The organism is Chthonomonas sp., from assembly GCA_016788115.1.
GTDB lineage: Bacteria > Armatimonadota > Fimbriimonadia > Fimbriimonadales > Fimbriimonadaceae > UBA2391.
In genome coordinates this window covers 33,452-45,842 of sequence record JAEURR010000008.1, presented here as the reverse complement: position 1 = coordinate 45,842, position 12,391 = coordinate 33,452, and the positions used below count along the sequence as shown (strand labels likewise).

Sequence of the window (12,391 nt, the reverse complement as noted above, 5' to 3'; positions counted from 1 at the left end):
ACTCCGCGCCGCGGGCGTAGAATGGTAGCGGACATGACCCCCTGGCGACTCTACTACGACGGAGGATGCAACTTGTGCCACACCAGCCAGTTGCGCGCCGAGCGCTGGGCGAAACGGTATGGCCAAGAACTCGTGGCCATGCCGCTCCAATCCGCAGAAGCGCAAGATAAAGGCTACGACACCGGCGCCATGGTTCTAGAAGCGGACCGGGTGTACACGGCCGGGGACGCCTGGATCAAGCTTCTCAGCATCGCTCCTTGGCCCCTGCGACTCTTGTACAGCCTCGCGCGGGTTCCCGGGTTGCGCCAGTTGATTCATCTCGGGTACGCCGTCGTAGACCGCTACCGGCTCAAGTGGTTCGGAACCCGTACGTGCGAGCTACCCCGCCGTCAGGGCTGAAGGCCAAAGAGCTCGCCAACCGTGCCCGGCTTCAGCCGCTTCTTCTGCAGCCCATCCAGGATGAGCGGAAGGGCTTCGACCGTGAGTTCCACCGTGTCATGGAGCAACAGAATGCCGCCCGGTTTGGCTTTGGCGAGCACGACTTTTGCGATATCCGCGGGTGTTTCCAGCCGTGTGTCGGCGGCGTTGCTGGTCCACAGCACGGTCGTCATTCCCAACGCAGTCGACTGATCTACAACCGAACGATCGTAGTTCCCCCCGGGAGGGCGGCACAGGTACGGCGATATCCCCAAGGTCTCCTCCAGGAGTTGGCTCGCGCTCCCGTACTCCTCGAACACTGCGCTTGGATCAAGCTTGGTTAGATTCGGGTGCATCTGGGTGTGATTGCCGATCTCGTGACCCGCATCCAGAACCCGGCGTGCGATACTCATATCCGCCTGAACCTTGGCACCGATCATGAAGAAGGTCGCGCGGATATTTCGCTTCCGTAGGATCGCGAGAATCTTGTCCGTCGTCTCGGGCTGGGGACCGTCATCAAAAGTTAGCGCGACACGGCGCGATCGGGTCGAACCTTGCGTGACGATGCGTGGTCGCGCCCCGCGCTCGATCTCACTGGATCGGGCGTCGCGGCTGGCGCGCAAGATTTCCAGCGTCGATGTACGGTTTGCAATCACCTCACCAGAGTGAGAGATGATGCTGAGTGCTGCAATGAGTGTATTGACCATCCTTAGTCCTCGCCTCGAGCATAATGCCGATTAGTGTCCACGATCCTCCTCATCCTGCCGAATGGCGCATCCCTGCGAGAGGACGAATCGGTCCTTCGTACAAAGCTACCCCATTTTGCGCGTCTTGCTGAGGAATCCGAACTTTTCTTGATTCGCGAGGCTCCTGAGTCGGCGGTTCCAGAGGCGGAGTACCTCGGATTTGAACCTACGCAGATCCGACTTTCTGATGGAGTCCTAACGGTCGCAGCGTTGGGAGTCGACCCGCCGGACCGTAGCGTCCACTTTCACTTATCACTGCTTTCGGTCAATGCCGACGGAGTTATCGGACCGACCACCCAACGCCCGAATCACTCCGATCTGAAAGAGCTATTGGCTGCGGCAGAGCGCCTGAACACGCCGCGCCTCACGCTGGTGCCCGGAGAAGAACTCGACCACGGCTTAGTCTGGGAAGATGGCTCGATCGACATGGGAACGGTGGCGGCATCGAACGCCTTCGGAAACCCAGTACACAAGGTCCTGCCCGAGGGAGACGGCGAGAAAATGCTGCGCCGGTACATCGACGACTCGGTTGAGCTGCTGGGCGGCCTCGATATCAACAAGCGGCGGGTGGACCAGGAACTTCCGAAGCTCAACTTACTCTGGCCCTGGGGGCAGGGGTTCCGCGAGCGCGTGCCCAATCTCGCCTTAAACAGAGGTCAAGCGGTCCGCATCGAGTCCGGCTCCACGCGACTTGCAGGGCTAGCCCGCTTGGCTGGCTACCTGCCCGGCGAACGCGCATGGCACGGCAATGGGCTCAACGTCGATCTGGACCGGGCGCTGGCGAGCACGCGCTCGACGTTACCCACCGTGCTACTGCTCGATGGGCTCACGTCTCTACGCGCTCACGAGCGCTTAGAGGAAATGGCCTGGCTCTTGGCACAGGTTGACCAGCAGCTACTTGCCCCGCTGATGCGGCAGATCGACGCCGCTCACCCGATGAAGTTACGGCTATTGCTGCCCGGTACCCGGGACCGGCCAGCATCTGCATCCCCTGTTGGTCTCGCGCTGGACTACGATTCGCGGTATCGTCAATCGAACGGAATCCCGTTCGACGAGCGCATGCTTGAGGAACGGAGACTGCCGGTACGCACACTATGGGAAGCTTGCGACGAGTTTCTGTCATCCGCGGCCTTGCTCTCTTAGCGCTGGGTTTACGGGTTGTCGGCGCACATGCACAGCTCTCGACCGAGGAGTGGAAAGCCGTCGACCGCGCGCTGTTCATCAAGAACTGTTCACTTTCGGACCTTGAGTTCTCGCGTATTCCCGATCCGGCCAAGGTTCGCTTGCCGCTCGTTACGCTTGCGATGCAGCAACCTCTTCAGGCCGCCGAGCAACTCATGCAGCTGCACGAATTCCCTCGGACGGCTTCGCTATCGGCGATTCTTGAGCGTGCGAATCGCCTACGCTCGCCCGAGAAGACGCAGCTGTCCGATCCGAAGTCGCAGCCTCGCGCAGAGCTGGCTTCGCTGCCGGAAGACCTGCGCGTCGCCGTCCAGTCGCTAGTGAACTGGATGGAGCGGACCAACGCTGAGATTCGGTGGGCGCTCAAGCCGCTAACGCCCGAGGAAAAACGGATGCTCATCGAGGGGCTCCCCACGCTCGGAGCCGGCTCTGCCCCGCTTCGTTTCAGCTTTGTACGAGGCACAGTCGCACCGGAATCCAAGGTTCGTGAGATCCTCGAAAAGGTCGACGTGAAGCGGATCTGCGAGGCGGGCGCAGACATGGCCGCGGCGGTCGAGCGGGCCAATGGCTTGCTCCGAGCATCCAAGAGCGATCTTTCCACCCCGCTCAGGATCGAAACCGGTGACATCGTGGTGAAACTCGCGGGCCGGGGCAACGATATTCACCCTGACAGCGATGTCGCTCTTCTGATCGATCTCGGCGGGAACGATACCTATACCGGGCGGAGCGGATCCGGTGTCGGCGCATGCGGTGTCGTGATCGACGTGGGTGGCACCGACACCGTTAGGGTCGAAGAGCTGAGCATGGGAGCAGGGCTACTTGGCGTGGGAATCGCAAAGTTTGGTTCCGGCGATGGTCGATTCGACGGCAAGTCCCTGTGCTTTGGCGCAGGCGTTGCAGGCTTGGGGGCGTTCGCAAGCGAGATGGGCGACGACGATTATCGCGCTGGCGGTATGGCGTTCGGATACGGCTTCGAAGGGGTCGGATGCTTCGTCGACCACAGCGGAGACGACCGCTACCAGCTTGGCTCCTGGGGGCAAGGAAGCGGCGCGAGTTCAGGCATCGGATGGATGATCGACCGGCGCGGTGACGATCTCTACGTGTCTGGCGGAGCGCTTACCCCCTTGGGCCAAGTCTCGTGGGCCCAAGGTTACGGCGAAGGCGGTATCGGGCTGTGCACCGACTTTAGCGGTCGCAACGAGTTTCGTCTAAGCTCGCGTGGCCAAGGAGCAGGCCGGGCGCTCGGGCTCGGGACACTCATGACTGGCACCCAGACCGACACTTTGGTCGCCACCGACCATGCGCAGGCAATGGGCGAGGCGTCTGGGGCGGGATACTTGTTCGACATCGCCGGAGACGATCAGTACTTGCTCTCCGGAACCCATGGCATCGCGTGCGGCCAGCGCGACGGGGTTGGCGTCCTCGTGGACCGTGCGGGAAACGACCGATATTCTGGTTCGGCTCACAGCACCCAGCACGGTCTCGCGATTCAGATCGACTCCGCGGGAAACGACCGCTACGCGGCGCGCGCTCCCTCAGACACGCTGGCAGTAGTTGCCGATCTTGGCGGCTTCGACCAGAGTGACGCTCCCGCTGTGACCTCAGGGGTCTTTCTTTCCGGCGAACTCGTCTCATCTTTTGGAGAGGGCAAACACGTCCCGGTGCCGCGTCCCAACTCGGCGTTGAAACCCGCCACCGCCGAACTCGAACGCCTGCTGTCGCAGGCAATGCTCGGTTCCTCGGAAGCCGCGTTCAAAGTGATTGAGATCGGCCAGCAAGCCCTGCTCCACCTGATCCAAAGCCCGCGCATGAGAGCCGAGGAAGGCGCACCGCAGTTCGCAGCAATGCTCTGCGAAGTGCTCGGGCCGGAGGCGCAAGGCGCGATCGCCACGCTCGGACTGCAGCAAGAGACCCTACCCTTCGCGGTCTCCGTCGCGGCGCTGACGAGCATCCCCGACATCGGGGGACTGCTCCCTCCGCTGTTGGAGGACCCGATCCTCCAGATCCAAGCGTGCCGCGCGGCCGGACTCTCCAACGCCAGCGGGTGCACCTTTGCCCTGTTGCCCCTGGCCGCCAATACGAATCGATACTTGGCAGCTGCCGCTGCGGACGCACTTGCGCGCATCGGCTCGCCCGAGGCGTTCTCCACGATGGATGTCCTGATCACGAGCTCACAGTGGGACATTCGGCGGTCGGCGTTGGACTACTTGGCCAAGTTCCCCGCGCGTACCTCGGCGGTCGTTGAGCGGCTGTTAGGCGATCGCGAGGAAAAGCCACGACGAACCGCGCTGCAACTCCTCGGAATGACTGGCGACCCTGCCTCGCTCAAGCGGTTGGGCAGTTACCTGCGTGACCCAGCCGTCGGTGTGCGGCTCCAGGCTGCCATCGGCTTGATCGGCCGTTGTCCGGAAGAGTACGTACAGGACTTCCAAAGGCTCCAGACCGACCCCAGCCCGGAAATCCGTGCGTGGTACGGAAACCTGAAGCCACGCTCGTAAATCTGCGCTAAACTTGCGAGGGTGGCGCGAGACACGCGCATTGCCAGGAGGTTTTTACTATGTCAAAGAAGATTGATGAAATCGAAGGGATCGGTCCTGCATACGCTGCGAAGCTCGTAGAAGCCGGCATCAACACAGTCGAGCGGCTCCTGGAAGTCGCTGGGACCAAGGCCGAACGCACCGCGCTGGCCGAAACCACCGGCATTCCCGAAGCGAACATTCTGCGCTGGGTGAACCACGCTGACCTCTTCCGCATCAACGGCGTGGCCAGCCAGTTTGCCGAGCTGCTCGAAGCATCCGGTGTTGACTCGGTCCCCGAGCTGGCTCAGCGCAACGCCGCCAACCTCGCGGCCAAGATGTCCGAGGTCAACGAGGCTAAGAACCTGAGCAACCGAGCTCCGTCCGAGTCGGAAGTCACGCGCTGGATCGAAGAGGCCAAGACTTTAGGTCGAGCGGTTCACCACTAAGAGGCCTCGATCAATTCTCTGGGGCCGCGGCGCACCTCGTGCGATGCGGCCCGCTTCTTTTCTCCGTTCTGCCAAGGGACCCGAGTAAACTCTGAACTTCATGAGCAAAGGTACACCCGGAGTCCGCTACGCCGAAGTCGAACGCGAAAGCAAGGAGACCCGCGTTCAAGTGGTGTTGGACTTCGACGGCGGTACCCGCCGCGACGTTTCCACCGGAGTCGGGTTCTTCGACCACATGCTTCAACTGATGGCGTTCCACGGGCACTTTGACCTGGGCGTAAAAGCCGAAGGCGATACGCATGTCGACGACCATCATACGGTCGAGGATGTGGGCATCGTCCTCGGCAAAGCGATCCGCATCGCACTGGAAGAGAGTAATGCAATCGAGCGATACGGCGACGTTGCCTCGCCCATGGACGAAGCGCTCGTTCTGATTGCTTTGGATATTTGTGGCCGGGGCCAACTTCATTACGACCTCCAGTTCACGCGGACCGAGATCGGAGCGATGGCGACCGAGAACATCAAGGAGTTCTTCCGCGCGCTCTGCCAGCACGCAGGGATCACCCTTCACATCGACATGCTACGGGGCAACAACGATCACCACATCGCCGAAGCGACGTTTAAGGGGTTCGGTCGAGCGCTTCGTCGCGCGGTCGAGCGAACGGATGCACGCAGTTTTTCTAGCACCAAAGGCCTGATCGACTAAGCATGCTCGTCGTACTCGACTACGGGATGGGCAATCTAAAGAGTGTCGTGCGAGCGCTTGAGCACGTTGGCGCTCAACCAACGATCCAGCATGACCTCCGGGGAGCGACGAAGGTCGTCCTACCCGGAGTCGGCGCTTTCGCCGCTGCCATGGAACGTCTGAAGACGGTCCAAGGAGACTTGCGCGCCTTTGTCGAGACTGATCAGCCGTTGCTTGGGATCTGCCTGGGACAACAGTTGCTCTTCGAAGCGAGCGATGAACACGGAGGCGCAGGCGGACTCGGGTTCCTGGGAGGACACGTGCGCTACTTGCCCGTCTCACCCAGCATCAAAGTTCCGCACGTTGGTTGGAACGAGCTCAACCCGCGTCAAACGACCGGGCTGGGCGCAACGACACTCCGCGGCGACCAGGTTTACTTCGTCCATTCTTTGTATTGCGATCCCACCGACAGCGAAGTCGTGGCCGCTACCAGCCACCACGGCATAGAATTTGCCGCTAGTGTCCAGCGTCGAAATCTCTGGGGGACACAATTCCACCCGGAGAAGAGCGGCGAAGTGGGTCTCAGAATGATCAAGGCTTTTGTCGAATGTTAATTTTCCCAGCGATCGATATCTTGGATGGACACGCAGTCCGCCTCATACGCGGCGATTACGCGCAGCGGACCGACTACGGTAGCCCGCTAGAGATCGCGAAGAAGTTCGCAGACGAGGGTGCAGCGTGGCTCCACATCGTCGATTTGGACGGCGCAAAGCAGGGTGTCCCCGTGAACACGAACGTGATCGCGGAAATCTGCTCCAGTTTGCCGATCAAGGTGCAGATGGGCGGCGGCATTCGGACCGTCCAATGCGCTCGGATGATGACCGAGATGGGCGTCAAACGCGTGGTGATCGGGACCCGCCTGGTCCAAGACGAGGGGTGCGCGGCCGGATTCTTCCAGCAGATGGGAAGCAAAGCGATCGCCGGGGTGGATACTCGTGGCGGCAAAGTGGCGACCCACGGCTGGACGGAAGACTCCACGTTGAATGGCACCGAGTTCGCCAAGCACATGGAGCAGATGGGATGCAAGCGGGTCGTCTTCACCGACGTCGCGACCGATGGCACCCTGTCGGGTCCCAACTTCTCGGCAACGCGCGAGATGGTGCAGGCGCTCTCGATTCCCGTGATCGCCAGCGGCGGCGTCGGCTCACTGGAAGACATCGACGCATTGCGCGAGACGGGTGTGGAAGGCGTCATCGTCGGCAAGGCGATCTACCAGAATCGATTCACGCTGGCCGAAGCCATCGCCCTCGCCGCAGGCGAACAGTCCTAGGACGACCTCAAAATGGCGTACAATGAGGCGGAGATCAAGCATGAATTTCGGTCCTGAGTTCTTTGTTCCGTTGCTGATGTTTGGCATCCCCATCGTCGCGATCCTGACCAACCATCAGCGTCGAATGGCCGAGATCGTCGCCCGACAGCACCAAATTCAGGGCCAGCCGCAAGCGCACTCGCCGGAAATCCAGATGCTTCGATCTGAGATCAGCGAGCTCAAGGATTTGGTGCGCCAGCAGATGATCATGATCGACGGGATTCGGACGAGTACGACCGCTTCAATAGAGCCCATCCGCGAGGACCTCAAAGTATGAACGGCGATTCGATTGTAGGGCTGGCTTCGGTCATCCTTGTCTTCGCCATCCCGCTCGTGGCGATTCTCTCCAAGCACCAGCGCAGCATGGCCGAGCTAATGCGCCAGCAGATGCCCGGTCACAACCAAAACAACGACGCGCTCCAGCAAGAGATCCGTATGCTGCGGGCTGAAACCCAGGATCTGAAGGACCTCGTCCGGCAGCAAATGATCATGATGGACAGCCAAACCGCGGCGGCCAAGAACGACACGCTGACCCAAGGGACGAACGAATTACAAGAAATCGCGCAATCGAAGGCGTCAGAAGCACTTTAGGGTTGAAAAGCGGGGGGCAACAAGGTATCATTACCTTTCGCGCAAATTCCCCCGGAGGCATGGATGAAGGTTATTCAACCGTCTTCTAAGCGAATCGGTCGATTCCTAGAAGTACCCAATCTCATCGAACTTCAACTCAATAGTTATAAATGGTTTCTAGAAGAAGGACTTCCGGAGCTTTTTAAAACATTCTCCCCTATTTGGGATTTCACCCAAAGCAACTACATCGAATTCGTCTCATTCACCCTTGGCGAGCCTAAATACAGCTTGCAAGAGTGTCGAGATCGAGACATGACATTTGAGGCCCCAATCAAGGCGACTGTCCGCTTCGGCGGAAAGGAACGCGAGGAGATGGAGACCGAGGTCTATCTGGGCGATCTGCCTCTGATGACCGACAAGGGCACGTTCATCATCAATGGACGTGAGCGGGTCATCGTGTCGCAGCTCAGCCGTTCGCCGGGTCTGTACTTCGAAGAAGGCGTCGACGCCTCGATGCAGGTCTTGGTTTCGGCCCGAGTCATCCCGACCGAAGGACCGTGGCTGGAGTTCGAATCCGACTCGAACCTTGTTGTCCATACCCAGATCAGCCAGACCAAGAAGCTCCCGCTGACCCAGTTGATCAAGGCACTCCACGCCTTCTTCGACTCGAACAACCCGGACAAGCTCCGCGGCCGCGTGCGTCAGAACCTGCTCGTCAAGGACGCCCTCCACAAGAAGGTCGTCGAGCCGGTGGTCGATGCAGAGACGGGTGAGGTGCTGATCGAGCGAGGAACGATCCTTACTCGGAAGCACCTTGCAGGCTTGAATGGTGCGACCCTTGGCCAGACCATCCACTGCGAGACGCCTTTGGCGACGAACGAGGAGATGCTGTGGGCTGCAAGTGTCGAAGAGACGCTGGAGAACCCAACTGCGGACGTCCTGGAAGGGACTCGTCCGCTCGATGATATCAAGGAAGGCGGCTCAGTCGTCATCGGCAAGCTTCAGCGCATCGATCGTGAAGTCGCAAAGAAGATTGAGGGCATGGGCCTCGCTAGCCTGGATGTGCTTCGCGTGAGCAAGCTCATCGAGGCCACTCTTGAAACCGACAAGACGAACACGATGCGAGATGCCATTCTCGACATCTTCAAGCGTCTGCGCCCGGGTGAAGCTGCAACCGAGGAATCGGCAAAGCAACTTCTGTACAATCAGTTCTTCGAGCCGAAGCGGTACGACCTTGGTAAGGTCGGACGACGCTTCCTCAACAAGCGACTCGGTGCGGACATCGCCATCGATGTTCGAAACTTGACGAGCGACGACCTTCTCAACATCGTCCGCGCGATGGAACCGTTCATCCTCAAAGATGCCGAGCGCGACGACATTGATGATCTGCGCAACAAGCGCGTCCGCAGCGTAGGTGAGCTCCTCCAGAGCCAACTCCGCCTCGGTTTCGTCCGCATGGAGAAGGTGGCCCGCGAACGCATGACGAGCGCAGACCAGGAGAACCTCCTGCCCGGCATTATCCTATCGGTGAAGCCGGTGAGCGCGAGCATCAAGAGCTTCTTCAGCAGCAACCAGCTGAGCACGTTCATGGACCAGACTAACCCGCTGAGCGAGTTGACGAACAAGCGTCGTCTCTCAAGCCTCGGCCCAGGCGGTCTGCAACGTAACAGCGCCAAGCTGGAAGTTCGCGACGTCCACCGTTCGCACTACGGCCGTATCTGCCCGATTGAAACGCCAGAAGGTCCAAACATCGGTCTGATCAGCCAGCTCACGACCCACGCTCGCGTGGATGAGTTCGGCTTCATCATGACTCCGTACCGACGGGTCATCGCGGGCCGAGTGACGGAAGATGTCATCTACCTCACCGCACAAGAGGACTTCACATACCGAATCGCCCCGGCCGACTTGGCCACGGACGAGACCGGTCTGATTGCCGCCGAACGAGTTCAGGTGCGCTGCCCAGGCGGCGACCGTGAATTCGGTGGCGCAAGCTACCCAATCGTGCCGCGTGAGAGCGTAGACCTCGTCGACGTTTCGCCGGTGCAGATCATCTCGGTCGCCACCGCGCTCATTCCGTTCCTTGAGAACGACGACGCTAACCGCGCCCTGATGGGTGCGAACATGCAGCGTCAGGGTGTTCCCTGTCTTCGATCCGATGCCCCGATTGTGGGTACCGGGTACGAGCGCATTGCCGCCGTCGACTCGGGCGCAGCCGTTGTGGCTCACCGACCGGGCACTGTCGAGCGGGTTACGTCGCACGAGATCACTGTTCGAACTGACGACGGCACCGTTCAGCACTACGAGCTGATGCACATGGTGCAGAGCAACAAGTCCACGTGTTTCACCCACCGACCGGTGGTCGCACCTGGACAACGCGTGCTCAAGGGTGATCCGCTTGCGGACGGCCCAACCTGCGACAATGGCCGCTTGGCTCTGGGTCAGAACGTCCTCGTGGCATTCATGCCTTGGGGTGGCTACAACTACGAAGACGCGATCCTCATCTCCGAGCGCATGGTGAAGGACGACGTGTATACGTCCATCCACATCGAGCGGCACGAGACCGAGGCCGTGGATACGAAGCTCGGCCCGGAAGAGATCACGCGCGACATCCCGAACGTGGGTGAAGACGCGCTGAAGGATCTCGACGAGAACGGCATCATCCGCGTGGGCGCAGAAGTTCGTCCTGAAGACATCCTTGTCGGAAAGGTCGCACCCAAGGGCCAGACAGAGATGACCGCTGAAGAGCGGCTCATCATCGCGATCTTTGGCAAGAAGGCCGAAGAGACCCGCGACGTCTCGCTGCGCTTGCCGCATGGCGAGAAGGGCACGATCATCGACGTTAAGGTCTTCAGTCGGTTCAAGTACCTGTCGCCGAGCATCAACTACGTCTATAAGGAATCGAAGAAGCGCGAACGCTTAATCTGTGATCGCACGGAGGAAGCGCTGCTCCAGATCCCCGGTGACGAGCTCCCAGCTGGTACCAACATGACGGTTCAGGTCTACATCGCCCAGAAGCGCAAGCTGATGGTCGGTGACAAGATGGCCGGACGGCACGGAAACAAGGGGGTCATCTCGCGGGTCTTGCCCGTCGAGGACATGCCGATGCTCGCCGACGGCACTCCGGTTGACATCGTCTTGAACCCACTCGGTGTTCCGAGCCGCATGAACATCGGCCAGATCCTCGAGACTCATCTCGGTTATGTCGGACGCCACCTCGGCATCCGGTACGAGTGCCCCGCGTTTGAGGGTGCAACCGAGCACGAGATTCTGGGTGAAATCGATAAGCTTGCGCAGCACTTCCGCCGCCAGGTCTTGATTGCGTACGTCAACACCGAACTGATGCTAAACATCGCGTTCGAGAAGGACGATTCGCTTGACAAGATGAATGAGCGCATCGAAGCGCGCATCCGCTCGCTGGATGACGCTCATCTGGAGCGGGTGTCTCGCATCGTCGCCGCCGCCCCTGCCAAGTCCACTTCGGACCTGCTTGAGGTCGACTTCGAGACTTGGGTTCCCGAGGAACTCGAAGAGGCGATGGGCGCACCGGCAAAGGCCTCGAACGAACTCTACGCCGACATCATGAGCCGGATTCAGGCGAACACCTTCGACCGCGCGGGCTTGGATCCCAAGTCGTGCAAGTCGATCGTTCGCGATGGACTCACGGGCGACCGAGTACCGAACCCGATCACGGTCGGTGTGATGTACTTCTTGAAGCTTGAGCACCTTGCCGACGAGAAGATCCACGCACGATCGATTGGCCCATACTCGCTCGTCACGCAGCAGCCGCTGGGTGGTAAGGCGCAGTTCGGTGGTCAGCGATTCGGTGAAATGGAAGTGTGGGCGCTGGAAGCTTATGGCGCAGCGTACACGCTCCAAGAGCTGCTGACGATCAAGTCGGACGACGTGATGGGTCGTGTTCGAGCCTACGAGAGCATCGTGAAGGGCGAGAGCATTGCCGAACCGGGAATCCCCGAGTCGTTCAAGATCCTCGTCAACGAGCTTCGATCGCTGTGTCTAAAGGTCTCGGTCGAGGACAAGCAGAACAAGGAACTCAACTTGAAGGACCTTGACGAGCTGTCCCCCGGCCAGGGTGAAGATGTCCGACTCGCCAAGAGTGTCGGCTTCTTTAACTAAGCTCAGACAACGAAAACAAGAGGGACCGCGGGCAGATGCCTGCGGTCCCTTCTTATGTTTGCTGCCTAGAGTCGAACGCTAGCTAGCAATTTCGCGAGCGCTCGATTCGAGCTTGCAGGACGCGGATTCGCAGAGCGAAAGAAGGTCCGAGATCGCGTCGGTCACCACATTGGGCTCTGACCGACGTCCCTTCAGCATGATCGCCGCAATGCCTGCGCCGACCAAGAGCCCTGCCCCAATTCCCCATCCCCACCACAGTGATTTCGAGTTCTTCATTGATTCGAGTTCCATTGGTTGTTAACCGCTTATCACTTCCATCGGAA

At 60.1% G+C, this 12,391-nt stretch carries 12 protein-coding genes; 10 read left to right on the top strand and 2 right to left on the bottom strand.

What is annotated here, in order from left to right:
• Window positions 1-33: 33 nt before the first annotated feature.
• Complete coding sequence (locus tag JNM85_09625) at window positions 34-399, top strand: DUF393 domain-containing protein (protein MBL8088310.1); 366 nt, start codon at window positions 34-36, stop codon at window positions 397-399.
• Here the strand turns inward: JNM85_09625 and JNM85_09620 are convergent.
• Window positions 390-1,124: a polysaccharide deacetylase family protein gene (locus tag JNM85_09620; GenBank protein MBL8088309.1), complete on the bottom strand. Its 735-nt coding sequence runs from the start codon at window positions 1,122-1,124 to the stop codon at window positions 390-392. The genes JNM85_09625 and JNM85_09620 overlap by 10 nt on opposite strands.
• A gap of 33 nt (window positions 1,125-1,157) precedes the next feature.
• Here JNM85_09620 and JNM85_09615 point away from each other — a divergent pair, with 33 nt between their 5' ends.
• The 9 genes from JNM85_09615 to rpoB all read left to right on the top strand — a co-directional run bounded on the left by JNM85_09615 (window position 1,158) and on the right by rpoB (window position 12,068).
• Window positions 1,158-2,306, top strand: a complete 1,149-nt coding sequence (locus JNM85_09615; protein ID MBL8088308.1) for a hypothetical protein — start codon at window positions 1,158-1,160, stop codon at window positions 2,304-2,306.
• A complete protein-coding gene (locus tag JNM85_09610) occupies window positions 2,267-4,843 on the top strand; it encodes a hypothetical protein (protein ID MBL8088307.1) in 2,577 nt (858 codons plus the stop codon). The genes JNM85_09615 and JNM85_09610 overlap by 40 nt, the downstream gene beginning before the upstream one ends.
• Before the next feature lie 59 nt (window positions 4,844-4,902).
• Window positions 4,903-5,310, top strand: coding sequence for a DUF4332 domain-containing protein (locus tag JNM85_09605; GenBank protein MBL8088306.1), 408 nt, complete (start codon window positions 4,903-4,905; stop codon window positions 5,308-5,310).
• A 100-nt stretch (window positions 5,311-5,410) separates the two neighbouring features.
• On the top strand, window positions 5,411-6,016 hold the full coding sequence (gene hisB / locus JNM85_09600; GenBank protein MBL8088305.1) for an imidazoleglycerol-phosphate dehydratase HisB: 606 nt from the start codon (window positions 5,411-5,413) through the stop codon (window positions 6,014-6,016).
• A 2-nt stretch (window positions 6,017-6,018) separates the two neighbouring features.
• On the top strand, window positions 6,019-6,609 hold the full coding sequence (gene hisH / locus JNM85_09595; GenBank protein MBL8088304.1) for an imidazole glycerol phosphate synthase subunit HisH: 591 nt from the start codon (window positions 6,019-6,021) through the stop codon (window positions 6,607-6,609).
• Window positions 6,603-7,325, top strand: coding sequence for a 1-(5-phosphoribosyl)-5-[(5-phosphoribosylamino)methylideneamino]imidazole-4-carboxamide isomerase (gene hisA / locus JNM85_09590; GenBank protein ID MBL8088303.1), 723 nt, complete (start codon window positions 6,603-6,605; stop codon window positions 7,323-7,325). Before hisH ends, hisA begins: the two co-directional genes overlap by 7 nt.
• 40 nt (window positions 7,326-7,365) lie before the next feature.
• Window positions 7,366-7,641, top strand: a complete 276-nt coding sequence (locus JNM85_09585) for a hypothetical protein (GenBank protein MBL8088302.1) — start codon at window positions 7,366-7,368, stop codon at window positions 7,639-7,641.
• Entirely contained in the window at window positions 7,638-7,955 is a 318-nt protein-coding gene (locus tag JNM85_09580; GenBank protein ID MBL8088301.1) for a hypothetical protein, read from the top strand. Before JNM85_09585 ends, JNM85_09580 begins: the two co-directional genes overlap by 4 nt.
• Before the next feature lie 63 nt (window positions 7,956-8,018).
• A complete protein-coding gene (gene rpoB, locus JNM85_09575; protein MBL8088300.1) occupies window positions 8,019-12,068 on the top strand; it encodes a DNA-directed RNA polymerase subunit beta in 4,050 nt (1,349 codons plus the stop codon).
• A 78-nt stretch (window positions 12,069-12,146) separates the two neighbouring features.
• On the opposite strand, the gene JNM85_09570 is transcribed toward rpoB, so the two are convergent.
• On the bottom strand, window positions 12,147-12,344 hold the full coding sequence (locus JNM85_09570) for a hypothetical protein (GenBank protein ID MBL8088299.1): 198 nt from the start codon (window positions 12,342-12,344) through the stop codon (window positions 12,147-12,149).
• Between the last annotated feature and the right edge of the window lie 47 nt (window positions 12,345-12,391).